The 24,926-nt window shown below is 49.3% G+C and carries 20 protein-coding genes; 12 read left to right on the top strand and 8 right to left on the bottom strand.

What is annotated here, in order from left to right; genetic code table 11:
• Nucleotides 1-50: 50 nt before the first annotated feature.
• A complete protein-coding gene (locus tag ACXAG2_RS03970) occupies nt 51-2,819 on the bottom strand; it encodes a TonB-dependent receptor (protein ID WP_474864720.1) in 2,769 nt (922 codons plus the stop codon).
• Nucleotides 2,820-3,053: 234 nt separating this feature from the next.
• Between ACXAG2_RS03970 and ACXAG2_RS03965 the strand changes: the two genes are divergently transcribed.
• The 4 genes from ACXAG2_RS03965 (at nt 3,054) to ACXAG2_RS03950 (ending at nt 7,648) form a co-directional block, all read left to right on the top strand.
• On the top strand, nt 3,054-3,653 hold the full coding sequence (locus tag ACXAG2_RS03965; RefSeq protein ID WP_474864718.1) for an RNA polymerase sigma factor: 600 nt from the start codon (nt 3,054-3,056) through the stop codon (nt 3,651-3,653).
• A 35-nt stretch (nt 3,654-3,688) separates the two neighbouring features.
• The gene (locus tag ACXAG2_RS03960; RefSeq protein WP_474864717.1) at nt 3,689-4,561 is read left to right on the top strand and encodes a FecR family protein; all 873 of its coding nucleotides are present in this window, start codon (nt 3,689-3,691) and stop codon (nt 4,559-4,561) included.
• Nucleotides 4,562-4,684: 123 nt separating this feature from the next.
• Entirely contained in the window at nt 4,685-6,589 is a 1,905-nt protein-coding gene (locus ACXAG2_RS03955; protein ID WP_474864715.1) for a TonB-dependent receptor plug domain-containing protein, read from the top strand.
• Between the two features lie 27 nt (nt 6,590-6,616).
• Complete coding sequence (locus ACXAG2_RS03950) at nt 6,617-7,648, top strand: TonB-dependent receptor domain-containing protein (RefSeq protein WP_474864713.1); 1,032 nt, start codon at nt 6,617-6,619, stop codon at nt 7,646-7,648.
• A 4-nt stretch (nt 7,649-7,652) separates the two neighbouring features.
• Here ACXAG2_RS03950 and ACXAG2_RS03945 read toward each other — a convergent pair whose 3' ends face one another.
• Together ACXAG2_RS03945 and ACXAG2_RS03940 are read right to left on the bottom strand one after the other, a co-directional pair.
• On the bottom strand, nt 7,653-9,602 hold the full coding sequence (locus ACXAG2_RS03945) for a HAMP domain-containing methyl-accepting chemotaxis protein (protein ID WP_474864712.1): 1,950 nt from the start codon (nt 9,600-9,602) through the stop codon (nt 7,653-7,655).
• A 163-nt stretch (nt 9,603-9,765) separates the two neighbouring features.
• On the bottom strand, nt 9,766-10,455 hold the full coding sequence (locus ACXAG2_RS03940; protein WP_474864710.1) for a haloacid dehalogenase type II: 690 nt from the start codon (nt 10,453-10,455) through the stop codon (nt 9,766-9,768).
• A 168-nt stretch (nt 10,456-10,623) separates the two neighbouring features.
• Here ACXAG2_RS03940 and ACXAG2_RS03935 point away from each other — a divergent pair, with 168 nt between their 5' ends.
• Both ACXAG2_RS03935 and glf read left to right on the top strand, forming a co-directional pair.
• Nucleotides 10,624-11,499, top strand: coding sequence for a LysR family transcriptional regulator (locus ACXAG2_RS03935; RefSeq protein ID WP_474864709.1), 876 nt, complete (start codon nt 10,624-10,626; stop codon nt 11,497-11,499).
• Between the two features lie 67 nt (nt 11,500-11,566).
• On the top strand, nt 11,567-12,688 hold the full coding sequence (glf, locus tag ACXAG2_RS03930; RefSeq protein WP_474864708.1) for a UDP-galactopyranose mutase: 1,122 nt from the start codon (nt 11,567-11,569) through the stop codon (nt 12,686-12,688).
• A gap of 123 nt (nt 12,689-12,811) precedes the next feature.
• Here the strand turns inward: glf and ACXAG2_RS03925 are convergent, their stop codons facing one another.
• Nucleotides 12,812-13,423 (bottom strand): Yip1 family protein, encoded by a 612-nt coding sequence (locus ACXAG2_RS03925; RefSeq protein ID WP_474841888.1) that lies wholly within the window; start codon nt 13,421-13,423, stop codon nt 12,812-12,814.
• Nucleotides 13,424-13,642: 219 nt separating this feature from the next.
• Entirely contained in the window at nt 13,643-15,544 is a 1,902-nt protein-coding gene (locus tag ACXAG2_RS03920) for a M1 family metallopeptidase (protein WP_474864706.1), read from the bottom strand.
• 207 nt (nt 15,545-15,751) lie between these two features.
• Between ACXAG2_RS03920 and ACXAG2_RS03915 the strand changes: the two genes are divergently transcribed.
• The 3 genes from ACXAG2_RS03915 to ACXAG2_RS03905 all read left to right on the top strand — a co-directional run bounded on the left by ACXAG2_RS03915 (nt 15,752) and on the right by ACXAG2_RS03905 (nt 18,270).
• Nucleotides 15,752-16,531 (top strand): AsmA family protein, encoded by a 780-nt coding sequence (locus ACXAG2_RS03915; RefSeq protein WP_303572265.1) that lies wholly within the window; start codon nt 15,752-15,754, stop codon nt 16,529-16,531.
• Nucleotides 16,532-16,636: 105 nt separating this feature from the next.
• A complete protein-coding gene (locus ACXAG2_RS03910; RefSeq protein WP_474864705.1) occupies nt 16,637-17,545 on the top strand; it encodes a D-amino acid aminotransferase in 909 nt (302 codons plus the stop codon).
• Complete coding sequence (locus ACXAG2_RS03905) at nt 17,545-18,270, top strand: sulfotransferase-like domain-containing protein (protein ID WP_474864704.1); 726 nt, start codon at nt 17,545-17,547, stop codon at nt 18,268-18,270. Before ACXAG2_RS03910 ends, ACXAG2_RS03905 begins: the two co-directional genes overlap by 1 nt.
• Here ACXAG2_RS03905 and ACXAG2_RS03900 read toward each other — a convergent pair.
• Entirely contained in the window at nt 18,267-19,133 is an 867-nt protein-coding gene (locus tag ACXAG2_RS03900) for a polyphosphate kinase 2 family protein (protein ID WP_474864702.1), read from the bottom strand. The genes ACXAG2_RS03905 and ACXAG2_RS03900 overlap by 4 nt on opposite strands.
• Nucleotides 19,134-19,221: 88 nt before the next feature.
• On the opposite strand from ACXAG2_RS03900, the gene ACXAG2_RS03895 reads away from it, so the two are divergent.
• The gene (locus tag ACXAG2_RS03895) at nt 19,222-20,559 is read left to right on the top strand and encodes a patatin-like phospholipase family protein (protein WP_474864701.1); all 1,338 of its coding nucleotides are present in this window, start codon (nt 19,222-19,224) and stop codon (nt 20,557-20,559) included.
• Between the two features lie 36 nt (nt 20,560-20,595).
• Here ACXAG2_RS03895 and ACXAG2_RS03890 read toward each other — a convergent pair whose 3' ends face one another.
• On the bottom strand, nt 20,596-21,474 hold the full coding sequence (locus ACXAG2_RS03890) for a LysR family transcriptional regulator (protein WP_474864699.1): 879 nt from the start codon (nt 21,472-21,474) through the stop codon (nt 20,596-20,598).
• A 127-nt stretch (nt 21,475-21,601) separates the two neighbouring features.
• Between ACXAG2_RS03890 and ACXAG2_RS03885 the strand changes: the two genes are divergently transcribed.
• The gene (locus ACXAG2_RS03885; RefSeq protein WP_474864698.1) at nt 21,602-22,729 is read left to right on the top strand and encodes an S-(hydroxymethyl)glutathione dehydrogenase/class III alcohol dehydrogenase; all 1,128 of its coding nucleotides are present in this window, start codon (nt 21,602-21,604) and stop codon (nt 22,727-22,729) included.
• Nucleotides 22,730-22,794: 65 nt separating this feature from the next.
• Here ACXAG2_RS03885 and ACXAG2_RS03880 read toward each other — a convergent pair whose 3' ends face one another.
• Complete coding sequence (locus ACXAG2_RS03880; RefSeq protein ID WP_474864696.1) at nt 22,795-24,102, bottom strand: methyl-accepting chemotaxis protein; 1,308 nt, start codon at nt 24,100-24,102, stop codon at nt 22,795-22,797.
• 242 nt (nt 24,103-24,344) lie between these two features.
• Between ACXAG2_RS03880 and ACXAG2_RS03875 the strand changes: the two genes are divergently transcribed.
• Entirely contained in the window at nt 24,345-24,908 is a 564-nt protein-coding gene (locus tag ACXAG2_RS03875) for a cytochrome b (RefSeq protein ID WP_474864695.1), read from the top strand.
• Nucleotides 24,909-24,926 lie beyond the last annotated feature (18 nt).

Below are 24,926 nucleotides of genomic sequence, written 5' to 3'. Positions count from 1 at the left end.
AGCCGGGCAATGCCCGGCTAACAGTTTCAGGGAAGAAACACGCAGTAAACTTAGAAGTTACCCCGCAGGCCGAGAGAGACGCGGCGACCGGAGAACTCATACATGGTCGGGAAGGCCGGGTCCATGGTGTAACCTTTGGTGGCTTCGTCAGTAATGTTGATGCCTTCCAGCGTCACTTTGAAGGTTTCGTTGATGCGATAGCCTAAAGACACATCGTACTGGCCGTAGGCATCGCGGTATACCGGATACATGTCACGCTCGATATATTCCACGTACTTGTCTTTGTAGTTGTAAGACACGCGGGCATCAAATACGTCGTCTTCGTAGTAGAACGTCACGTTATAGGTTTCGTCAGCCAGTCCTTCCGGCGGCGTAGGAATACCTAAATCAGAAGCGCCTGTTAAAGAGTTATCCAGCGTTGTGTAGTTGGCATTCACACCAAACCCGTCGAGCACGTCATGGAAACGGGCGAAAGGCACCTGAACGATAAATTCCAGACCACTGACATCATAGGAACCTTCAGCGTTAACTTTCTGGTAAACGTCGAAGTCGTAAACACCGTCAATAGTGCCGTTGTCGTTGTACTTGGTCACACCTGTTACCACGCCGGTGAGTGATTCACGCACAACGCCTTCGATTTCTTTTTCAAAGTAAGATACGGCCAGCAAACCACCTTCTTCCAGATAATATTCCAGTCCCACTTCCCACTGGTCAGCATAGGTAGGTTTCAGATCCGGGTTACCGTCGCGGTATTTAAACTCATTTAAGCTCACGGTACGTTTGTAAGCGATGTCAGTCAGTGCCGGGCGGATGAAGGTTTCTGACGCGGCAGCACGGAACAATAACTCGTCGGTAATATCCAGCGTGAAGTTCACACTTGGCAGGGTTTCTTTGTAATTACCGGATTTGGAGACTGGCGCAGAGGTATAGCCGGTTGAGCCATCGTCATTCTGTACCTGGTGGTAACCTGATGAATTTACGTCAGTATCAATATAACGCAAACCCGTGTTCAGTGAAGCCGGCATGTTGCCAATATCAAACTCGAAGTCCGCCATCACGTACAACGCCGTTGCCTTCTCTTCTACTTCGTAGAATTGATCCGGTTCAAAATCCACTGCAAAGCCGTCGTAGCGCATTTCGCTGCGGGCGTAGGCATTTGAAATTTGTGCCCAGTCTGATTTTGAGGCCACTTCCGGTAAATACTCACCGCCCGACACTAAGTCAGAAATGGTGGTTAAGTCGCTGTCAGCCAGTGTGCGGGTGCCTACCCATGACGAGTCCCCCTCAGCCGGTCCGGTTACGCGGTTAGTACCGTAATCACGGGTTTTCGATTTATCCGTATAGCGTCCGCCAAACTGCACTTTTGCCAGCGCAGGGAAGAAATTTAAATCCATATTACGGGTGAAATCCAGCTGGGCGGCGTACTTGTCGTCTGAAATGTCCTCAAGATTCACTTCGTAGTAATCGAAGGTGTACGCTTCCGGCGAGTTGTACATATCGAAGGATTCAGGGTTATCGCTGGCAATGGTTTCACCGCCTGTGCTGGTGTAACGGGTACGGGTAGGGCGATAAGCCGTATGCTTCAGGTTGGTGGATTCCTCGGTCTTCTCAGCACCGCTGTAACCCACAACGCCGTAAACATCCCACTCACCAAACTGCCAGTCCATAGTCAGGCTGTATTGCTGATAATCCGTAGTACGGCTGTACTCTTTACTCAAAAATTCGTGCTGTGTGGCAGCATAATCTACATCAGTCAGCACCGTCATTCCGTAATCTGCTAATGTCGTGCTGTCGTAAGCATTGATACGCTCTAACGAACTGATACTTGAGGCGGAATACGCTGCCGCATCATATTCGTCTTCGTGGTTATCGAAGGTGCTCCACATGCTGTCGAAGGTTAAGCTGAAATCCCGTGAAGGCTTATACTGAACAGATGCCGTGGCGCCCCATTTTTCCTGCTCGCTCAAGTAAGAGCGGTCACCCACTTTATCAATAAATACAACGCGGCTGGTTTCGTCACTGTCGAAGCGGTCAGCAATCGTGATGCCGGTATCGCGGGCCAGTACATCAGCAGCCTGGTCTGATTGCCACTGTGATGAGCCTGATTTTTCTAAAAAGCGCGAAAGCGGACGGAAATTAATGCCTGAGTTGCTGTCTGTGCGGTTGGTACGTTCTGAATAGGCAAAAGACACTAACGCGCCCCAGTCACCCATAGTGTCGCTGGCCAGGAATGAGAATTTAGGATCTGTTTCTTCCGAAATATCGTTGTAGGCGCCTTCAACGGAGGTAACAATCTGGCGGCCGTCATAGTCAAACGGGCGGGCTGTACTGATAGCGACAGAACCGGCGATACCCCCTTCTTCATCTGCAGCCGTCGGCGATTTCTTAACGGTAACACTTTGGATAATTTCAGAAGCAAAGCTGTCGAATTCAACATCACGGCCGCCGCTGCCTGACGCAGTAGCAAGGTTGTTAATAGACACAAAAGTAAACTCAGTCGGCAGGCTGCGTACATTAACGCGCTGACCTAAACCCTTGTTTCGCTCAATGGTAACACCGGGCATACGTTGTAGCGCTTCAGCCAGGTTTTGCTCGGGGAAGTCAGCAATATCCGAAGCTACAATCGAGTCAGAAAAGCCAACCGTGGTACGTTTGATATCAATCGCCTTTTCAAGGCTCTTCACGTAGCTGCCTGTTACCTCGATTTTCTCAACACTATCGTCCTTTTCCTGCGGGGCTTCCTGCGCAACAACAGTGCCGGTGATCAGGGTGCTCAGTGCCAGAGCAAGTGGCGACAACGGGAATAAGCGTTTTTTCATGAGTGTGTTTTCCTGTAAATGTCTTTGCGACTAATTTTTGAAATTCGCCAACCATGACGACAGGAAAAACGCCTCGGGGACGAATTTTATGGTGAAGTTTTTGTGTCAGTTTAAAGACAAGGGATTCATAAATATGTCATTGAAATGTCATATAAAAAGCTGTCCCCGATCACGTATTATGCCCGTCTTAAACGTGACCCGTTTTGTCTGAACTTTACTGAGAACCGAGTAACTATGGCACTGGCCAAAACCACTGACAGCGCTGAACCTGCGCAGATGCAGGCTGCGAATATGAACATGCCTGAGCATTGTGCTAAGCAGAATCGTGTTCTGCTGCAATGCCTGATGGCAAATCAGGACGCTGTGAAAAACTATCTGATAAAAGCGGTAGGGCAACGTGCTGACGCAGATGATCTGTTTCAGAAATTACTGGTGAAGGCTATGAATACCAGCTTTCATGAACATCTGGATAATCCGCTGGCCTATGGCTATCGCATGGCGCAGCATCTGGTTATCGATCATCACCGGGAGCAACAACGTGCTCCGGCAGAGCTTGAGCATGAGCCGCAATGCGAAGCGGTGTCTCTGGAAACCATGCTGGACAATCAGCAGCGTGTTGCCCTGTACAAACAGGTATTAAGCGAAATGTCGCCGCTGCGCCGGGATATTTTTATCCGTCGCAGACTGCAAAATGAAAGCAGACAACATATCGCAACCACCCTTGGACTCAATGAAGAAACGGTAAAGAAACACATTACCCGTGCAATGGATGCATTAAAAATTGCCATAGAGGCGCGTTTTTCTGATAAGCCCCGTCCCCGTTCCGGCATTTGAGTCGTCGTTACAGTACGACAGCAGGTCAAATTACTATGACAGAAATAAATAAAAACCATGACGCCGGAAACGATGCGATTAAGCAAGCTATCTGGGACGATCCCGCCTTACTGGAGGCGCTGGCTGATCATCAGTCTCACACGACGTCGCGCAATGCATCAATGTGGACATGGTTAGGCGGATTGGCAGCATGCTTTTGTGCAGGCGTTATTGGCTGGTACGTTATTCAGGAACAATCATTCCCTGATGAGCCGCCGGTGAAAGTGGTTTATGCGTCACCGCAGACATTCAGCAGCGTTGATGCACAAGATATAAAACTGTCTGACGGCTCTGAGGTGGCCATGAACCGCGGGGCCAGCCTGCACTTTGCGGAGTCATCCGGACGCCGCCAGGCAAAGTTAACCAAAGGTGAGGCGTACTTTGAAGTGGCCAGAGACGAAGCCAGACCATTTACCATAGAGACAGGTAACGCCAATATTCAGGTGTTAGGTACGGCGTTTAATGTGGATAAATCACTCTCGCAAACGCAAATTGACGTTTTTCACGGTAAAGTCGCTGTGTCTATGCCCGACGGCAGTGACCGTGTGGAACTGATTAAAGGACAGCGTGCCAGTGTGACGGCCCGGGGCATTACCGTGTCAGCCTTTACGGCAACAGAACCTGACTGGCAGGCAGGCTGGATTGACCTGAACAATGTGTCGTTAAATGACGCGCTTTATCAACTGAACCGCTATAGCAACAAACCCGTTGTTTTGCAGCACGTTGATGATAATGCCGCACATATCAGTGGCCGCTTTAAAGCCGCTGACATTGCCGGTTCCGCCAGGTTGTTAGCACAAATGAACGGTCTGGCGATGCATGAATACGAGGACAGTATTGTGCTGGCGAAGCCGGAAAACGGCAAATAGCTGCAATTTAGCGTATTCAGTGCGGTTGATGGCAGCAGCGCCGGCTGTTGTCATAAATCTTTCATTTAATCACTTCACACTGTTTTGGATTAATTAGCTAAGCATTAAGAGTGATTCGGATTCATGTGGGTAAGGGCAGGACTGACAGCAATATCGATGGCCTTGCTGCCCCGTTTATTGTTTGCCGCCGGCTCCGTTACTGAATTTCCCGCTCCGTCATCAACCATCACTGGCCCCGTAAGTCTGCCTGCCAGACTTACCGCATTGTCTGAACAGTTTTCTGTTCCTGTCATTTACTCTGCTCATACCGTAAGTAACAGCGCTTTCAACACGCTTTCTGATAGTGAGATACAGCGCTGTTACGATACGTCGCAGCCTTTACAGATACAGCTTTCTGCCTGTCTGCATCCGCTGGGCCTCGTATGGCAACATACTGAGTCAGGCATCATCATCAAGCCCGCTGAGACACCTGCAAACCGCAATGCGCAGTCAGGTGAAGACAGCATTGCCTTGGAAGAGGTGATGGTGACCGGGCACATGTCGACGACCTCGCCTGAGGCTTACAATCAGCATTATGACAATGCCACCCGGTATGCCAGACAAATCAAGTCTGAGGCGGTAGGGGAGAGAGCGGTACTGGTCGGGGCTATGCTAAACCGCCTGCCAGCAGGAAATTTAGCCGAGGCGCTGCAGGCCTTGCCCGGACTGAGTATCACCCGTGATCGCGGTGAAGCACTTAACATCAATGCGATGGGCTTAAGTGCGGAATATCAGATGACACTGCTTAACGGGCACCGTCTGGCGAATACAGAAAATATACGCAATTCCAACCAATACGGTCAGCAATATCGTTTTGATACGTTAAGCGCCGGATTGTTTAATCAGGTGACCATGTTCAAAACCGCTGCAACCGCTCAGCCCGCCGGTGCGGCTGGTGCAACGGTGGATTTATTAAGTGATGATCCCCTGGCTTATGAATTTGACAGTGCGCAGGTCCGCCTTACCGCGGCATCACCGGAGGCCGGCATCAATTATCAGCCTGGCTTTGCCGCAATCGGTAACCTGCGTAGCCACAGCGGCACGCTGGGTGCGGTATTCCGGATGAATTACGAGAACCGTTTGCAGCGTCAGTATCAATTTGAAACCTGGCACTGGGGTGAAAACGGTGGCGCACCGGAACAGTTTCAGTGGCAGGGGTTGGCAGACAATACACTGGTCCCCACAGACGGTCTGGCACTGACTATCGAAAACGAAGACCGTACCCGGGCAACTTACTACGCCAACGTGGTCTGGCAGCCTTTGGACGCATTGCGAACATCACTTTTATGGCTGCGCTCGGATACCGGTTTTTCCTTCGATGAACACCGGCTGTCGGTGAGCCCTGTGAATGAGCAGGCAACTGCCGTGACGGGACAGAACAACAGCATTTCTGCTCTTCATTTCAGTCGCGCAGAGATGAAATCTACCCGAGAGGAGTCAACACTCGACTATGCCACAGATACCTTTCAGGCGTCGCTAGAATGGAAAAGTGACAGTCTGCCCCTCACTGTTACGCCTTTTTACAGCCAGAGCCTCGCAACCAGCAACACCCGCGACCCTATTTCGCGGGTGCACGTAGCAATGCAACCTGCCCGGGTGGATGTGGATGTGTCAGGTTATCGGCTCAATCAGTTTGTTGTTAATGAAAATACCGGACTTGTCAGCAGCTATTCCCATATCACGCAAATGAGTAAACGGCGGATCAGTGTTGAGAATTCGGCGACAGAGTGGGGCGGCGACGTAGCGTATACGCCCCAGGGTGCTGGTCGTTTGTCAAAAATTCAAGCCGGGTGGTTAGATGCCACGCAAAAGCACAGGTACACACGCAGGGACATTCAATTAAGTGAAGCGGCACTGTCGGCATTACCGGATTTGGATGGTCGGTGGCTGATGCCTCTTCCCAACGGATTCGATGCGGCGTTTTTTACATTCGGACAGGCGTGGCTCATTCCCAAAAGTGATTTGTTCCAGTTATACGATATCTCGTAGTCTTTTCCTGCTGATGGTCAGGCCTCAGTGAATGATTTGCTGAATAGCTATGCAGTTAGGTTTACCGCTATGGAGGCGTATTTATCGGCTATCTGGCGGCCGTTTGGTGCTATGAATAACGGGCCGGATCTCGTGATTGAGAGCGGCGTGCGTTACAGTCACACAGAAAGTGAGACGACTGGGTCCGGTATCAACGACCAGGGAAGTGTTATGGCACAGCAGTTCGTTCGCACCGACAGCGCCTGGCTGCCCTCTGTTGCGGTGAAGTGGCAATTTACGCCGCACTGGCAATGGCGTGCAGGGTACACCCGCTCACTCAACAGACCGAACTATTCAGATTTAAACCCGAAAATCCATGTGAACTCCGGCGAGCTACCCTATGCCGAAGCCGGAAATCCTCTGCTTAAACCTGTCGTCGCAGATACTTTCACCACATCTGTGAACGTAAATAGTCAAAACACGCATGCTGAGTTGCTGGCATTCTCCCACCACCTCACTGATTATATATCGGAGCAAGCGCTTACTCTTGATTACCGTGGTACAGAGTATGAAACTCTGCAACGAACCAACAATAGTAAGGGACGGATTAGAGGCGTACAGGCGGGGGCTGAAATTGCCTTTGGACAACCTAACAATCAGCAACTTCAGCATCGCCTGTCGGCAACAGTAACACGGGTCACTACAGCACAGATATCGTCCATACAACAAGCTGCTACCAAAGTATTCTGGCCTGCAGAAGGCGTATATGACTGGACGGGGAATGTAAGGCTGTTATCCAGTTGGCGTGCATGGCAGGCGGCCGTCAATATTAACTATCGAAGTCGCTTTCTTGAACACCGGGATTTAACCAACAATGCGGATGTTTACGTGGATCAATATACCGGCGTTGACCTTAGTTTGAACTGGCTATTCTCAGCCAACGCGACGTTGCGTATGGATATTTACAATGCCACCAATGAGACAGTCGAGCGTACGGTCGCAACAGGTGAGGCCTCGGCCTTGATGAAGACCGAGGAATTTGGCCGCAGATTCGTGGTGAGTCTCGGCCTGATGTTTTAGCGTCTTATAGTTTAAATTGAGTAACGAGAGTATTTAACGACACGGCTAATGTTGCTATCTCATTTGTAGAAGAGCGAGTTTGCTTAGAAGCCTCCGTATTCTCTTCGGCGACCTCTTTGACAGACATTATGCTTTGATTAGTGCTTTCTGCCACAGTACTTTGTTCCTCCGCCGCGCTAGCGATTTGCGTGTTCATATCGCTAATTACCGCTATTCTGTCATTGATGGCGAGAAGAGCAGTATTGGCCTTTTCCGATTGGAGCACGCAGCGACCCGCTTCTTCCTCGCTTTGGGACATGACGTCCACTGTTGACTGCGTACCCGTTTGTAGTTGCTCAATAATGGTTTGAATTTGCGCTGTAGAGCCCTGGGTTCTTGATGCAAGTGAACGGACTTCATCGGCAACGACTGAGAATCCTCTGCCTTGTTCTCCGGCGCGCGCCGCTTCAATTGCAGCATTGAGAGCCAGCAGGTTCGTTTGTTCGGCTATGCTTCGGATAACACTTAGAATTGAACTAATATTAACAACATCTTGCTGCACCTTACTGAGTTCCTGGGCTGATCGCCGCACATTCTCTGACAGTGCATTAATAGAGCTAATCGTATTTTCAACTACCTTTCCGCCTTCAATGGCTTCCTGACTTGCCTGCTTTGCTGCATCGGCAGCGTGTGATGCGTCATTTGCAACGCTCACGACGGTAGTGGTCATCTGGTGCATCGATGTGGCAACCATCTCGGTTTCGGTTTGCTGTTTGGCGATTCCCTTGCTCGTTTGCTCAGTAATAACTGCTAATTCTTCGGATGCGGAGGAAAGCTCCAAACTGGCCGCTGAAATAGTTGAAATCATCTCTCTTAATTTAGCAGCCATGTTTTGTATGGCGGTAAGCAGTTGTCCGGTTTCGTCGCGACTATTTGGGGTGACGTTAACCCGCAGATCGCCTTGTGCGAGTTGGTTGGCTGAATCTACGGCGTGTCTTAACGGTTTAACGATATTTTGGGTAATTTTCAGTGCGGCAATAATGCCTGCTGAAAGCGCAATGATAGCAATAATGACGGAGTACAAAATACTGTTCTCGGTACTTGCTTTGAGTTTCGGACCGATGGAATCCTGCTCTGCCATAATGGATAATTTAACATCTTCAGCCAGCATTGCTACCTCGGGACCGATAGCATCTAGCGTATTGTCAACAATGTCAGCGCGATAAATTATGAGATCGCGCGCTTGATTTAGTGCGGCGAGATAGTCTCGTTGAATTTGTTTTATCTGGTCCAACTGTTCCCGGCGTTGAGGGTTTTGAATTTGTACACCTAACGCGTTTAATTTCTCGGTTAACTGTGCATTCAATATCTGGGACGCACGCTCATAGTCCTTAATATTGCCCATTTGCAAAAATCGGTAAACTTGTAACCTGCCATTGAGTAACGTTTGCAATACTTCAGACGCAAAGAATGCCGCATCGGTATCACCGTCTCGATACGCAGACCCTACAATGCTCGATATTAAATCGCCCATTGATTGACCGTAAGCATAAAGTTGTTCGTCGCGGATTTTATCTTTCTGACGCGTGGCCTCAACGACTTTCGGAAATGCCTCTTTGTATTGCGTTATTAATTCTCTGATTTTCTCAATTTTTGATATTTGCTGGGGAACTTGAATTGATCCTTCAGCTTGATTCAAAAAACCATCCATGCGGTGCACATACTCGTTGAATTCTTCAACATCTTTGTCACTACTGGTAATAAGAAAATCTTTTACATTCATTCGTACTAGTAGCATGTTGGCTTGTAGTCGTCCCGCCAGGTTTGTACTGGTTGCCAAACCCCGATAGGTCTTTATGCCTGAATCTGCATACATAAGTGCGAAAATAGTCATCCCTAAGACTAACGACATCAGCAGCATCACGACACCAAAACCAGAACCGATTTTCACCCCTAACCTAAGATTTTTAAACATTGCATTCAGTCTAGTAATTTATGTGTTTAGACTTTAGTTTAATTTATTATGTTTAGAGGTAAAGAATTTGTAGTTATTTGTGAATATACGTCCTGCGTTTTTAGTATCCGGCCACAGGTTGGTCGTAAGCCTGGGCCGGTTGTCTTAATTCAGATTTCTCAATTTACTGGCCGTACTGCTTGTCGAGAATTTCTAGCAATTGGCCTAAGTCCTTAACTACATAATCAGGCTTCTGTGCCAGAGGATAAAGGGCTTTACCTGGACGGCTAACGAAGGCGGCTTGCAGGCCTGCCGCTTTTGCACCGGCGATATCCCAGCCGTGAGCCGCTACCATCAAGGCTTCTTCGGGTTTAACACCCAATTGCTTCAGCGCCCAGGCATAGGCGCGAACATCGGGTTTATAGATCTGAATATCTTCGATGCTGTATCGGGCGTCAAAAAAGTTTGTCAGGCCAGCATTTTCAAACTGTGTTTTCACACCGTAGTTGGACGAGTTGGTTAAACTGACAATCTTATAGCCTTGTGCTTTTAAATCCCTCAGCCCTGATTTTACGTCAGGGTGTGGCGGTAAACTGAGCAGTGGCGTCACAATCCTTGTTTTTGCTTGTTCTTCCGTGATGTCAATGCCATTGGTTTCTGCCACCATCATTAAAGCTGCCACGCCTATTTTTCCGAAGTCCTGGTATTCCCCTGAGACGGTGGATACCAGTGAGTGGTGCAACATGGTTGAGAACCACAGGGGAAGTAATGATTGCTGACCATTGAGGGCTTCGCCTACCGATTCGCGCATTGCTTCCATATCCAGAAGGGTTTCGTTAACGTCAAAAATAATCACTTTGGGTTGTGAGGGCATGGTCTTAGCCTCCGCGTTGTTTATACCTGTAAATAGAAGGGTGATGGCTATAAAAAATATGTGTCGCAATGTTTGTTCCTACGATGATGGTGTACATAGCGATTTTATTGTTTTAATTTCTTAAAAGAAGCATTGTAAATTGAAACCTACGTTTAATATTTTTAAATTATGTATAGCCTGAATGAACTAGAAACCTTTATCGCCATTGTGGAAAGCAAGGGAATTCAAGCTGCTGCGTCAGCGCAGCAAGTGTCACCTGCCACAGTAAGCCTGCGGTTAAGTAAGCTGGAAAAGGCGTTATCGACGGTACTGATATTCCGTGACAGCCGAAAGTTTGGGTTGTCGCCGGCGGGCGAGGTGTTTTATCGACGGGTGGGGGACATTCTGGAAGCATTAAAGGATGCGGAATATCAGATTGGTGCCCGGCGCTCATCTATTAGCGGTATTCTGCGGGTTACCATGCCGCCGTGGGTGTTTTCTAAGTTTGTGATGCCAAAACTGATGGAATTCGAGCAGGCGTATCCGGATTTAAAGCTGGATTTTCTAATCAACGATCAATTCGTCAATGTGGTTGAAGATAAGCAGGATGTAGCAATCCGGGTGGGCAAATTGGCTGATTCGGGTTTACTTGCCCGAAAGCTGGTGAACAATACCCGTTTGTTGTGCGCTGCACCTGAATATCTGGCCCGGGCCGGCCATCCCCGCAGTATTGATGATTTAGCAAATCACCGCTGGGTTGTACTTCCCTGGCAGCGCCAGTTGAAAATACAGGAAGGCGAACACAGCCGGACACTGAATGTGAACGCGCGGTTTACCGTGTCTAATTCCGACAATATGACGCAGGCTGTGCTGGCCGGTCACGGTTTGGGGATCAAGTCTTATATTGCGGTTAAAGATGAATTAGCCCGCGGGCAGCTGGTGGAAGTATTACCGGAAGCACTGGCAGATAATGATGCGCCGGTATGGTTTCTCAAGCCGCAGAACAGCTTAACCACACGCAAAACCGAAGCCTTTTATGATTTTATGAAAGGGCTGTTTGCCTGATAGCGCAGTCTTTTCAACAACTTTGGGTATATACTGTTAACGGATATACAAAACAGCGGATTGTCTGATGACAAAACAACAATATGATTATCTGATTGTCGGTGCGGGCCTGTTCGGTGCCGTGTTTGCCAGAGAAGCGCGCCTTGCCGGGAAGTCCGTTCTGATCATTGATAAGCGTGATCACAAAGGCGGTAATATTTATTGTGAAAACGTGGCAGGCATCAATGTGCACAAGTACGGCGCACATATCTTTCACACCAGTAATCAGCGGGTATGGGATTATGTGAATCAGTTTGTCAGCTTCAACCGCTATGTGAATTCTCCTGTCGCGAATTACCGCAACAAGCTTTATAACCTGCCATTTAATATGAATACCTTTTACCAGTTGTGGGGAGTCACTACCCCTGCAGAGGCAAAGGCAAAAATTGAAGAGCAACGTGCCCCTTACCGTCAAACTGAGCCCCAAAATCTGGAAGAGCAGGCGTTATATCTCGGTGGCAAAGATTTGTACGAAACACTCATTAAAGGCTATACGGAAAAGCAATGGGGGCGACCGGCGACGCAGATCCCGTCCTTCATCATTAAACGTTTGCCATTCCGGTTTACTTTCGACAATAACTACTTTGACGACCTTTATCAGGGGATCCCTCATGGCGGCTACAACGCGCTGATTGACGGGCTGCTCGAAGGTATAGAAGTGAGAACCGGTGTGAACTTCTTTGAAAATCGTGAGGATTGGGAAGCGCTGGCCGGTAAAGTGCTCTATACCGGCAAAATTGATGAATTTTTTGATAAGTGCTTAGGGGAGCTGGAATACCGCAGCCTGCATTTTGAAACCGAAGTACTGGACTGCGAGAATTATCAGGGTAACGCGGTAATTAACTACACCGAAGCTGAAGTGCCCTGGACACGCATTATTGAACACAAGCATTTTGAATTAGGTAAACAGGAAAAAACCGTGATAACGCGGGAGTTTCCACATGAATTCAGCAAAGATAACGAACCTTACTACCCCATCAACGATGCCAGAAATAACGCTATGCTGGCAGAATACAAAGCGCTGGCGGCAAAGCCTGAAAATGCAGCTAAGTACCTCTTCGGCGGGCGGCTGGCAGACTACAGATACTACGATATGGATGATACCGTTGAAGCCGCACTGGCACTGACTGACCAGGTGTTCGGCGGATAGAAAATAGTTGCCGCAACAGGCGTAACTGCACCCGGAGCCTGAATCAAAAAAAGCGGGCCCGGGGCCCGCAGTAACAGAGGAATGAAACTATTGTTCAATCCGTGATGAATAATGCACTTAATGCTAGTGGAAGAAGTACCACATAATGCTGTGCTCCGAGCCCATGCTCCACAGAGCAACGGCCACTATCATTAAGGCTTCCAGCACCAGCACACCCATGCAGAGCGTCGACGTGGAAAGGATAAAGCCCTCTTTATGGCTGATACCCAGGAAGCTTGGCGTACCCGCATAAAGCAGATAAGCCGTGTACACCAGGCCCGCTGCCACTGCTGTTACGCAAAGCCAGAACACTGGGTAAATAGCAAACACGCCGCTCATGAATAACGGGGTTGCTGTGTAGCCGGCAAATACGATGCATTCTGCCCGTGACGGGCGTTCAGGGAATCGTCTTGCCATCCAGTGAATAATACTGCCAACCGCAGCTACGGCTAATAAAATTAATGCATAGAATGCGGCGCCCAGCACCAGTCCGCTGGCGACAGAAACCTGAAAGACTTCCTCACCGCCAAAAGTCCAGCCAAACTGTGTGGTGCCGATGAAGGAACAAACCACGGGGATAAGCGCGTACCAAAGTACATGGTGGGTATATAAATGGCTGACCGTTTCATGTTCTTCATTAATGGAACGCCATTCTTTATCGGGATGATGGATCAGTCCCCATATGTGATTGCTCATAGTCAACACTCCTGCTGGTCAAAGAACGTACACTCTTAGTATTAACATAAAATAAACATGTGGCTATAGTTTTTAACATTTTATCAGGGAAGGTTTTTGTTCGCTTTGGTTATAAAGAAGGCTGACGGGCGGCGTTTTCAGAACAAAAGTGATAAAAAAAGCCGTATCACGTTACGCTGATACGGCCTTCTGACATTTATTTAATGCTAAATAAGGATGTCAGTCCTCTACGAAGCCTTCATTCGCATGCACCGTCAGCGGGTGATAGCCGGGTTTTGCTTCTTCAAATGCCTTTTTCGCAAACGCTTTCCCTTCCGGTGTTTGCGACAGCGCCCGGTAGAGCGGTTTCACCAGCTTATTGCGGCCTATTTCAACCAGGTAATCATGCAAACGGGGCCAGGCCGGCTTGTATTCATTCTGTACGGCAATCATCAGCCAGCTGTGCGCAATTTCGTTATTATGGCTGTTGGTAAGATCAAAGGCAGAATCCAGATCTTTTAACTGCGCAGCAGACAGTGAAGAAGGCATGTTATTCAGGAAATACAGCCATTCGTGGGTTGTCCAGTTTGCTGTTTTGATGTCTGCAGCAGGCTTATCGCCATTTAACCAGGCAGTGCGCTGACTGTCCACTTTATCAAAGGCATCAGACGCCGGCACAGGTGCACCATCAGGAATGCCCGGCTTAAACACCCATTCTTCAATGCGTTGCTTGTCGAGCTTGTCCGGATATTGTTTCAGCAGCGTGTCTTCCAGATACGCCATGAAGGTGTCTGTGGTGATACTTTGGAAAGCAAAATGCTTAAAGTATTGCATCAGGAAAGCGTCGAAGTTGTCGCGCCCTACCTTTTGCTCCAGTTCACGGAGAAACAGCGCACCTTTCTCGTAAGGGATATCCGAAAATACATCGTCAGGGTTGCGCCCGCGTAAATCTACCGCAAGTATTTCATCATTGGCCGGCAGCGCAGCGATATCTGCTTCAAGGCTTTGATAGCCCAGTACCGCCTCCATGTTAAAGCGGTCTGTACCGTACAACATTTCCATAATGCGGTAAGTCAGATAGGTGGTAAAACCCTCATTCAGCCACAAATCCCGCCAGGTGGCGTTGGTCACAGTATTACCCGACCAGCTGTGCGCCAGCTCATGGGCAATCAGGGAAACCAGACTTTTGTCGCCGGCAATCACCGTAGGGGTGATGAATGACAGACGGGGATTTTCCATACCACCAAAAGGAAAGGAGGGTGGCAGGATCAGCAGGTCATAACGGTCCCAGCTGTAGGGGCCGTAGGTTTTTTCTGTCAGCTCCAGCATGCTTTCCGTATCTTCAAACTCGGCGGCGGCTGCATCGAGAATTTCAGGCTCGGCGTACACGCCGGTACGTTCACCCATAGGTTTGAACTCAAGGTGACCAATGGCAAGAGCAATCAGGTAAGAAGGTACAGGCTGAGGCATGGTAAAGCTGTAATCGCCGTCACGGGGCGTATCGGGGTCATTCGACGCACTCATGACTGCCAGCAAATCTGCCGGAGTATGAATACGGGCGTCGTAAGTGACTCTGACCTGAGGTGAATCCTGCAGCGGAATGAAACTGCGCGCATGAATGGCCTGAGCCTGAGTGAACAGGAACGGATGTTCTTTGCCCTGAGTCTGTGCCGGAGTAAGCCACTGCACGCCGGATGCTTCCGGTGAAGTCACATAGTCGATAGTGACAGCACTGGCCGATGCAGGTAAGGCTATCGACAGGGGAGAACCCAGATTTTCGTCCTCTTCACCCAGGGTAAATTCAACGGCTTTACCATTTGCGGTTACCTGTTTGATATCCAGTGCGCGGGTATCAACGATTAACGTGTCCGCATCCGGTTGAATACGGTCGAAGTCCAGCGTTACTGTACCGGTAAGCTCACGGTTGTCGAAGTCTGCGGTTAAATCCAGATCCAAATGTGTTACCCGCACTGCGTCAGGGTTCGAAAATGAATGATAATCCGTACCTGATGCCATCGTGGATTGGTGCTCAGTGTGTTGTGCACTGGCTGGTTTTGATTCTGTCGTTGTGGTGTTGTCTGCCGGCTGGGAGCAAGCAAATAACAGCGGTGCTGATGCCAGCACCCATGAGAGTTTATTCATTGCTTTCCTTTACTCTTCAAATTAGTCTTGTGACTGCAAAAAGACGTTGTCTGATGCAGTGTTGTGATCACAATAACAGGCAGTGGTCGTATGGAAAACCTAAACGCCGTAAACCGTGTAAAGCAGTCGTTCAAACACTGATACAGGGAATACGCGCAAATGCCGTGAACCGTGCGGTATTTAATCTCATTTATGCAGGGAGAAGTAATGAAGAAAGTTCTGGTTATTTTATTGCTGGTTATTGTGGTGATTGCCGGCGGTGTGGTTTATCTGGCCAGTGGTGCCAATGACTTTATCCGCGAACAAATTGAAACACAGGGTACAAAATATCTGGCTACGCCGGTTACCGTGTCGGCTGTGGATTTGTCTTTCAGTGACGGACGCCTGACTATCACTGACATTGATGTGGAAAATCCTGACGGATTCAGTGAAGAAGACGCGTTCAGCCTTGACGGTGTGACATTAGATCTCGCAGGGGCTACCGAAGAGCCTTACCGCATTCAGGAAGTGACTGTAGACGGTCCGGAAATCCTGTACGAAGTAGATGCATCCGGACAGGGCAACCTGATGGTCATTAAAAAGAATTTGATGGCTAACCTGCCCCAGGGCGACAGCCAGCCTGCAGAGCCATCTTCCGCTCCGGCGCCAAAACTGATTGTGGATGCGGTAACGGTGAGTAACGCGAAGCTGAAACTGAATTTTGAAAACCTGGAAACCGGTGATTTCAAAATTGATAAAAAAGCGTATGAAGTCACTCTGCCAACGTTCAGTGCCGGTGCCATTGGTCAGCCTGACGGTTTACCGGCTGATCAGGTCGGTGCGGCTATCGTAAATCAGATGCTGGATAACGCCATCAAACAGGCAAAAGCAGAAGCGAAAAAAGTGCTGGCAGAAAAAGCCAAAGAGAAAGTGCAGGAAAAAATCGATGAAGAAAAAGAGAAGTTAATGGAGAAAGGCAAAGACAAGCTGAAAGATCTGTTTAACTAATCATCGCTTAATATCATCGCAAATACCGGCGGTACGACTTTACTTTACGGGTCGTCAGCCGGTATTTTTGTTTTTCTGGCTGTACAAAAAAAGGAAAAACAATCAATGAGTATGGCGGATGTCTCTACCCATACCGCAGCGGAAGATGCGCGTAATGATGATATTCTCATTTATGTGAACGGTGACATTGTTCACCGCGACGAAGCCAAAGTGTCGGTATACGACAGTGGCTTTATGTTAGGTGACGGCATCTGGGAAGGCTTGCGGTTATACGACGGCAAATGGGCTTTTCTGGATGAGCATATGGACCGGCTTTTTGAAGCTGCAAAAGTGGTCGACATGGATTTAGGCATGACCAGGGCGCAGGTTACAGAGGCGCTGGAAGCCACCCGTAAAGCCAATAACATGCATACCGATGTACATGCACGGCTGATGTTTACCCGGGGCAAAAAGAAAAAGCCGTTTCAGCATCCGGCGCTTTCTGTGCACGGTCCCACGCTGGTTATCATCTGTGAGCACTCCAAAGCGTCCATTGCGCGGCCTATCAAGCTGGCTACTGTGCCGCATATGCGTGGCCTGCCCATGACGCAGGATCCTAAACTCAACTCTCATTCCAAGCTCAATTGCATACTGGCCTGTATTGCCGCCGAAAAAGCCGGTGCCGATGAAGCGCTGATGCTGGATGTAAACGGGTTTGTAAACACCACCAACGCCTGTAATTTCTTTATTGTACGAAAAGGCGAGGTCTGGACCTCTACCGGCGATTACAGCATGAACGGTATTACCCGGCAGAAAGTGATCGACGTGTGTGAGCGGATTGGACTGAAGGTGCATCAGCGTAATTACTCGCTGGTTGAAACCTATGGTGCTGACGAGGCCTTCCTTACCGGCACGTTTGGCGCACAGACGCCGGTATCCCACATTGATGGCAGAGCAATTGGCGATGTGCACCCGGGACCGGTCACGCAGCAGATAAGAGAGGCATATTATCAACTGGTTAAGGAGACACACTGATGCGTATTGCTATGTGGTCCGGCCCCAGAAACTTATCGACAGCGATGATGTATGCGTTTGCCGCCCGCAGCGACTGCGCGGTAGTTGACGAGCCCTTTTACGCGGCGTATCTGAAGGAAAGCGGGGAAGTGCACCCGATGCAGGAAGCGATACTGGCATCGCAACCACAGCGTGCTTCTGAGGTTATTGCGCAATGCCTGGGTCCGGTCCCTGACGGTAAAGATATTTTCTATCAGAAGCACATGTCACATCACATGTTACCGGCATTTCCGCTGGCCTGGACAGACGATGTGATTAACGTGTTTCTGCTACGTCATCCGGCAAGGGTGATTGCCAGCTACAATGAAAAACGGGAAAAGCCGGTGCTGGATGATATCGGCATCCGTCAGCAAGCGGAGTTATTTAACCGCCAGATGACGCTGAACGGCGAACCGCCGGTGGTGATTGACAGTGACGATTTGCTGACTGACCCGGCGACGGGGCTGAAGGCGCTGTGTGAAGCCATCGGGATACCTTACGATGCGGGCATGCTCAGCTGGCCGGCTGGCGGCAACAAAGCTGACGGCGTCTGGGCAGAGCACTGGTACAATGCGGTGTGGGCAAGTACCGGGCTTAAAGCCACGGCACGGAAACCTGTACCGGTACTTTCAGAGACATTACAGGAAGTTTGTGAGCAAGCGCTTCCTTACTACTACCAGCTTGAGAAATACAAGCTGACGTTTTAGTTATCCTGCTCTGACTGTTGCGGCTCCGGCATGTCTGTATCCGGCACGCTTATCCCCAATTTTTGCTCTGCCAGACGGATGAGTTTCTCATCCGGTGGCGGTGGTGTGATGTCGGTGCCTTTTCGCAATGCCTTCACAACCTTCTTTAAAACTTCCACCCGTGCATACCATTTGTGTTCTGCCTGTATCAGGTGCCAGGGAGCCGGGCGGGTATCCGTCTCATCAAACATGTCTTCGGTTGCTGATGCGTAATCAGTCCACTTACTGCGGTTGCGGATATCTTCTTCTGTAAGCTTCCAGCGTTTGTAGGGATTGTGCAGCCGCTCTTCGAAGCGGCGTAGCTGCTCGTTGGGAGAGATGTGTAAAAACAGCTTAATGATGCGGACGCCATCATCAGACAACATCCGTTCAAACTCATTAATTTCCCGGTAGGCACGTTGCCAGGCATCATCAGGTGTCAGTTGTTCCACTCTTTCCACCAGTACCCTACCATACCAGGAACGGTCGAAAATGGCGATACGACCGAGCTTGGGTAACCTTGTCTGAAACCGGTATAAATAGTGCCTTCCCTGTTCTTCAGTGGTGGGGGCTGCAATGGGGTGCACGGCAAACCCTCTGGGATCCAGATGGCCGGTCAGACGCCTGATGGCGCCGCCCTTACCGGATGCATCCCAGCCCTCGAAAACCACAATTGCCCGTTTTTTCTGGTGATAAATGGCCTGCTGAACATGCAGCAGTTTTTTCTGCCACTTTTTCAGTTCTTCCCGGTAGTGCTGCTTTGAACCAATCAGTGGCGCATTTTCACCGGGGGGTAAACGCAGGGTTCTGTGTCTTAATTCAATCTCAGAGACGGTTTTATTCATAAATGGTATTGGCTTAGTACAGAATGACCATTGCATTAATCCTACCCTGCGTTAGCATATTGAACAAATTATGGACAGGGAGGCTGTAATGAACGCGCAAACTACACCGGCTAAGTCTGTGAAGGACATATTGTCGGTCTATTCAATCCCGGCTGAGTTGAAAAGCAAAGCCTGGTCAGATGTATATTTCGAAAAAGACGGTGAAAAGTACTATTTCGTCGACCTTGTGATGGAAGGCGGCGGCATGCTCGGGCTTGGCCTCGTGGGCTATACCTATGTGCTTGAACAGTGCAATGTTCGTTTTCGTAAAATAGCCGGCACGTCTGCCGGTGCAATCAATGCGATAGGGCTGAGTGCAGCCGGTACACCGGATCAGCCTAAAACCATGGCGATTGCAGATGTGCTGGATGAAGTGGCATTTTTCAGTTTTGTCGACGGACCTAAAGCCGTCAGGGATGTGGTGCAGAATCCCGGTGGCGGTAATATGTTCAGCAAAGGCTGGCGCTGGACGAAGGGTGTAATTTCCGGTTACAAACGGCTGAAAGCAAAGCGGGGGTTAAACCCCGGTCAAACCTTTTACGACTGGATGGAACGTAAAGTATTGAAGCCTTTCGGCGCGTCTCATCTCACCGGCCTGGCATCCAAATGGACACTGCCGGAAACGGTTACCCTGAACCATCCGTCGCGGTTCGCATATGATAAATCCGCCCCGTTCGGCGGACTGGCAGTAAAAGCCAGTTGTATGGCCGTGGGTGTTGAGGTGACCTTTCCTAAAGACGCCGATTTATTCTACCGCCCGGAAAACGATGCGCCCGTTGCAGATTTTGCCCGTGCCAGCATGTCTATTCCCATCTTTTTTGATCCCTTCACGCTGACAAACATCCCCCCTTACAGCGATGTGAAAGACCGGCTTCAACGGGATTTTTCGGTGACGCTGAAAGACCCTCAGAAGTATGGCGAGTCGGTGTCCTTCGTCGATGGCGGCCTGTTATCAAATTTTCCCTTTGACGAATTTCACGCGAAACCCAGCAAGGTGCCTTCAATGCCCACATTCGGTGCCAAGCTGGGCTTTGATGTAGATCGCTTCGACAACTCATCGCTGCTGAACTTTATCTCTAATGTGGTGGATATTGCCAAAGGCAACACTGATAAAGAATACCGCCATGAGCATTTTGAAGACTACAACCGGGTGGTGAAGGAAATTGATACAACAGACATTGGCTGGCTCGACTTTGATATGTCGCCGGAAGACAAAGAAAAACTGATTGTAAATGGCTGTGATGCGGCTGTGGCGTTTCTGAAGTCATTTGACTGGGAAGAGTATCGTGCATTCCGACATAAAAATGCGGCAGACCTTATTGCCAGCATTACGGGACAGCCCCCTGAACCCGAACCTGAAAGCCCTGAACCGGGAATTCCGGCATAAGGCGTGAACCGGCAAAGCCGGCCCTGTGGTGCCGATTTACGCGCCGGGGCCTAAGCGGGTAACCAGATAGTCCAGCAATAACCGGACTTTGGTTGATACATGACGGGTTTGCGGGTATACCGCCCATATCCCGTCATCATCGATTTGTTGGGCCGGCAGTATCACTTTCAGACGGCCAGCTTCGATATCATCAGCGACATAATAATCAGGCAGTTGAATGATGCCCAGATGCTTGCGTGCTGCATCGCGGATCCCCACGCCACTGTTGCAACGCAGTCGTGCGTTAGGAAGCCGGTAGGTGACGACTCTGCCATTTACATTAAATTGCCAGTGGGCCGATGTGCCGGCAATGCACTGATGTCTGGCAAGGTCGGCTACCGACTGAGGCAGGCCATGCTGCTCAAAGTATTCCGGTGAGGCACAGGTGAATAACGTCCGCGAGCCTAACCGGCGTGCAATCAGTGATGAGCTCTCGAGGTGACCAAGCCGGATAGCCAGATCGTAGTTTTCCTGTACTAAGTCCACAACCTGATTTGTCAGATTCAGGCTGACCTCAATGCGGGGATGCAGCGTAAGAAAGTCATTAACGACCGGTGCGATGATCCGCTCACCGTAAGTTACGGGGGCAGTAAGCATGAGTTTACCTGAAGGCGTGAGCTGTTGTTCGGAGACGAAACGTTCTGCGTCATCAAGCTGGTCGAGAATGTGACGGCATTGATGATAGAACTGCTGACCAAGCTCTGTCGGCGTCACCACACGGGTGGTGCGGTTTAACAGCCTCGATGACAGACGGGTTTCCAGTGCACTGACCTGGCGGCTTACTTTTGCGGTAGAGATACGCAGTTTTTTCGCTGCCAGCGTAAAGCTGCGCTGCTCAACAACCGCCACAAATTCAACAATACCGTCTCTGTTCATAAAGCCCTGCTGGTAAATGGGTCTATTATTGCATTTATGAAAAAGTGATTTTCATATTGCGTGTATTGTTACATAACTGCGACTGTTTAGAATAGTGCGACACACATCGAATAAAGGATAAAACAACATGGCTGACGTAATTACTTGTAAAGCCGCGGTAGCGTGGGAAGCGAAAGCGCCGCTGTCTATTGAAGAAATTCAGGTTGCACCACCTAAAGCGGGTGAAGTGCGGGTAAAAATTCTTGCCACAGGCGTGTGTCACACCGACGCGTTTACCCTGTCGGGTGAGGATCCTGAAGGCGTATTTCCTGCCATCATGGGCCACGAAGGCGGTGGTATTGTTGAGTCAGTTGGCGAAGGGGTAACCTCTCTGAAAGTGGGCGACCATGTTATCCCGCTTTACACCGCCGAGTGCGGAGAATGTAAATTCTGTACATCAGGTAAAACCAATTTATGCAGCGCGGTACGTGAAACTCAGGGGAAAGGTTTGATGCCTGACGGTACAACCCGTTTCAGTTGTAATGGTAAGCCAATTTATCATTATATGGGTTGCTCCACGTTCTCCGAGTACACCGTTCTGCCTGAAATTTCGCTGGCTAAAGTTAATCCTGATGCGCCACTGGAAGAAGTGTGCCTGCTGGGTTGCGGTGTGACCACAGGTATGGGCGCGGTACTCAATACGGCGAAAGTTCAGGAAGGTGACACCGTTGCTATCTTCGGACTTGGCGGTATTGGCTTATCTGCCATTATCGGTGCAACCATGGCGGGAGCAGGCCGCATTATCGGTATCGATTTGAATGAATCCAAGTTTGAACTGGCTAAGAAATTAGGGGCGACTGACTGCATCAACCCTAAAGACTATGACAAGCCGGTACAGGAGGTGATTGTTGAACTAACCGACGGCGGCGTTGATTATTCTTTTGAATGTATCGGCAACGTGAATGTGATGCGCTCTGCACTGGAATGTTGCCACAAAGGTTGGGGTGAATCAGTGATCATCGGTGTAGCCGGTGCCGGCCAGGAAATTTCAACCCGCCCGTTCCAGTTAGTGACCGGTCGTGTATGGCGTGGTACTGCATTTGGCGGCGTAAAAGGTCGTTCGCAACTGCCCGGCATTGTTGAAGATTATCTGGCGGGTAAATTCGCCCTGAATGACTTCATCACCCACACTATGCCATTGGGAGAAATCAACGAAGCGTTTGATTTGATGCACGAAGGAAAGAGCATCCGTTCTGTGATCCACATGGCACCATAAAACGTCGTAGTCATACGGTATGGCGTCCCGAAGTTCGGGGCGTCCTTGCCCCTAGTCGGTTGGACTTACTGGTTCATGATACGGGCAACGTTTTCTGTTACGCTTACCGCACCCTGATATATTTCATCCATCACAGCCTGCACACTGCCGATTTGCTCAGCATTCAGGTCAACTTTGGATTTCACTTCGGTCATTTTCTCACTGGCTTGCTGCGCCAGACCTTTGTTTTCACCTACTACTGATTCAATCTCTACCGTGGAATCACTGGTGCGTTTAGCCAGTTGGCGTACTTCGTCTGCTACCACGGCAAAGCCACGTCCCTGATCGCCGGCACGGGCTGCCTCGATAGCCGCATTCAGCGCCAGCAGGTTGGTTTGATCAGCAATGCTGCGGATGGTAGAAACGATGGACTCAATGTTGGCTGACTGGGCAGTCAGTTGCTCAATCAGTACGTTTGCCTGATCAACTTCTTTCAAAGTGGCGTTAAATACATCCACGGAATTGGTCAGTGATTCTGTTCCCCGTAATGCAATTTGTGACGTTTCTTCTGAAATCGACACCGCGTGCTCTGATGCACTGGCAATGTTACTTTGTTCAATCACTTTTTGTGTGATGTCTGAGGCAAACTTGATAACTTTATAAACTCTGCCATCAGCGGAATAAATGGGATTGTACGTGGCTTCAAGCCACAGCACTTCGCCCGCTGCATTCTTGCGTTTAAACTGGCCGGACTGGAAATTGCCCGCTGCGAGAATGTCCCAGAAATTAGGATTGTCGATGTAGAAATCTTCGTAGCAGAACATGCGGTGATGCTGACCCTGAATCTGGTTCAGGCTGTAGCCCACGGTGGCCAGAAAATTCCCGTTTGCGTTAAGGATTGTGCCGTCCGGGGTAAATTCAATCACTGCCATTGAACGGTCCAGGGCATCAGAAATCGCTTTGTTGGCTTCTGCTGTTTCTTTTTGCTCAGTGATGTCGCAGCAAATTTTAAGTACTGCAGTTACTTTTCCGTTTTCATCCAGAATGGGTTCATAAGAAGCCTCCAACCACACACCTTCACCACTGCGGTGTTTACGGTGAAACTGACCGGTTTGGGCATGGCCGTCGCGCAAGTCACGCCAAAATGCTGCATAAGCGGTACTGTTTGTTAGCTCACTGAAACACAGTGCACTGTGGTGCTGACCAATCAAATCACTGCCTTGAAAACCGAAAATAGACGAAAAGATCTGATTGCATTCAATCACGTTGCCATCCGGCGTGAAAATAACGTAGGCATTGTGACGTTTTACTGCGTCAGAAAAGGCTTTATGTTCGTTAATCGCCTGTGTTAATCCGGCGATTTCTTTTTCGTATGTAGACTTAAAAGCTAACATCTCATTTCTCGCGCATTGTTATTAGTATTCATATTTATGGTACTTTTATTCGGCAGCTATGTGAGTTAGTCAAAAGTTTAGTTTTACTTAATTAGCTGAAATAAAATGAAATTTATCTATTTCCATGCTTTTAAAGTGGTTATTATAGGTATAAATATGCATTAAATATCAGACTTTAGTAGCGTGTCTGACCGCCCGGTCCGGTTTAACTCAGACCCCAAATTATAAGGATGGGAAAGCCTATGAGTGCAGATTCGAAATTTCAGTTCAGTAAAATCACCGTGTCTCTTCACTGGATAGTGGCGATATTGATGATCGCTTTATTAGCTGTCGGTATTTACATGACAGAGAATCATGACTACAGCCTGTATCCGTTACACAAATCTTTTGGTGTGGTCGTTCTGGTATTTGCTTTTGCCCGTGCCGTATGGCGGGTGAAAAATGGCTGGCCGGTGCCGGCGGGAAACTATAAAGCGTGGGAGCATATGCTGGCCGGTGTGATTCACTGGGTACTGATCCCCGGTACGCTTATCCTGCCAGTGTCCGGCATCATCATGTCATCGATGGGCGGGCATAACGTTCCGTTTTTCGGGTTTGATTTATTTCCCGCTAACCATGACCCCGTTAATCCTCAGGATGTGCTGCCAAGAAACGAAGGCCTTTCAGAGGTGGCAGGTGAAGTGCACGAGATAGTGGGCTATCTGCTCATCGCAGCCATCATTCTTCATGTGGCGGGGGCGCTTAAACATCACATCATAGATAAAGACGGTACGTTGCAGCGAATGCGCGGAAAGAATATCGGCTAAGGGAATAACAAATACTTA

Source organism: Alteromonas sp. ABH4_456 (assembly GCF_056160645.1).
The sequence above is the reverse complement of the archived record's forward strand: the minus strand, read 5'-3'. Positions and strand labels throughout refer to the sequence as shown.

Excerpts from the sequence above, each read along its gene's own strand:
- ACXAG2_RS03970 (WP_474864720.1), bottom strand. The coding sequence starts at position 2,819 with ATGAAAAAACGCTTATTCCCGTTGTCGCCACTTGCTCTGGCACTGAGC.
- ACXAG2_RS03965 (WP_474864718.1), top strand. The coding sequence starts at position 3,054 with ATGGCACTGGCCAAAACCACTGACAGCGCTGAACCTGCGCAGATGCAG.
- ACXAG2_RS03960 (WP_474864717.1), top strand. The coding sequence starts at position 3,689 with ATGACAGAAATAAATAAAAACCATGACGCCGGAAACGATGCGATTAAG.
- ACXAG2_RS03955 (WP_474864715.1), top strand. The coding sequence starts at position 4,685 with ATGTGGGTAAGGGCAGGACTGACAGCAATATCGATGGCCTTGCTGCCC.
- ACXAG2_RS03945 (WP_474864712.1), bottom strand. The coding sequence starts at position 9,602 with ATGTTTAAAAATCTTAGGTTAGGGGTGAAAATCGGTTCTGGTTTTGGT.
- ACXAG2_RS03940 (WP_474864710.1), bottom strand. The coding sequence starts at position 10,455 with ATGCCCTCACAACCCAAAGTGATTATTTTTGACGTTAACGAAACCCTT.
- ACXAG2_RS03935 (WP_474864709.1), top strand. The coding sequence starts at position 10,624 with ATGTATAGCCTGAATGAACTAGAAACCTTTATCGCCATTGTGGAAAGC.
- glf (WP_474864708.1), top strand. The coding sequence starts at position 11,567 with ATGACAAAACAACAATATGATTATCTGATTGTCGGTGCGGGCCTGTTC.
- ACXAG2_RS03925 (WP_474841888.1), bottom strand. The coding sequence starts at position 13,423 with ATGAGCAATCACATATGGGGACTGATCCATCATCCCGATAAAGAATGG.
- ACXAG2_RS03920 (WP_474864706.1), bottom strand. The coding sequence starts at position 15,544 with ATGAATAAACTCTCATGGGTGCTGGCATCAGCACCGCTGTTATTTGCT.
- ACXAG2_RS03915 (WP_303572265.1), top strand. The coding sequence starts at position 15,752 with ATGAAGAAAGTTCTGGTTATTTTATTGCTGGTTATTGTGGTGATTGCC.
- ACXAG2_RS03910 (WP_474864705.1), top strand. The coding sequence starts at position 16,637 with ATGAGTATGGCGGATGTCTCTACCCATACCGCAGCGGAAGATGCGCGT.
- ACXAG2_RS03905 (WP_474864704.1), top strand. The coding sequence starts at position 17,545 with ATGCGTATTGCTATGTGGTCCGGCCCCAGAAACTTATCGACAGCGATG.
- ACXAG2_RS03900 (WP_474864702.1), bottom strand. The coding sequence starts at position 19,133 with ATGAATAAAACCGTCTCTGAGATTGAATTAAGACACAGAACCCTGCGT.
- ACXAG2_RS03895 (WP_474864701.1), top strand. The coding sequence starts at position 19,222 with ATGAACGCGCAAACTACACCGGCTAAGTCTGTGAAGGACATATTGTCG.
- ACXAG2_RS03890 (WP_474864699.1), bottom strand. The coding sequence starts at position 21,474 with ATGAACAGAGACGGTATTGTTGAATTTGTGGCGGTTGTTGAGCAGCGC.
- ACXAG2_RS03885 (WP_474864698.1), top strand. The coding sequence starts at position 21,602 with ATGGCTGACGTAATTACTTGTAAAGCCGCGGTAGCGTGGGAAGCGAAA.
- ACXAG2_RS03880 (WP_474864696.1), bottom strand. The coding sequence starts at position 24,102 with ATGTTAGCTTTTAAGTCTACATACGAAAAAGAAATCGCCGGATTAACA.
- ACXAG2_RS03875 (WP_474864695.1), top strand. The coding sequence starts at position 24,345 with ATGAGTGCAGATTCGAAATTTCAGTTCAGTAAAATCACCGTGTCTCTT.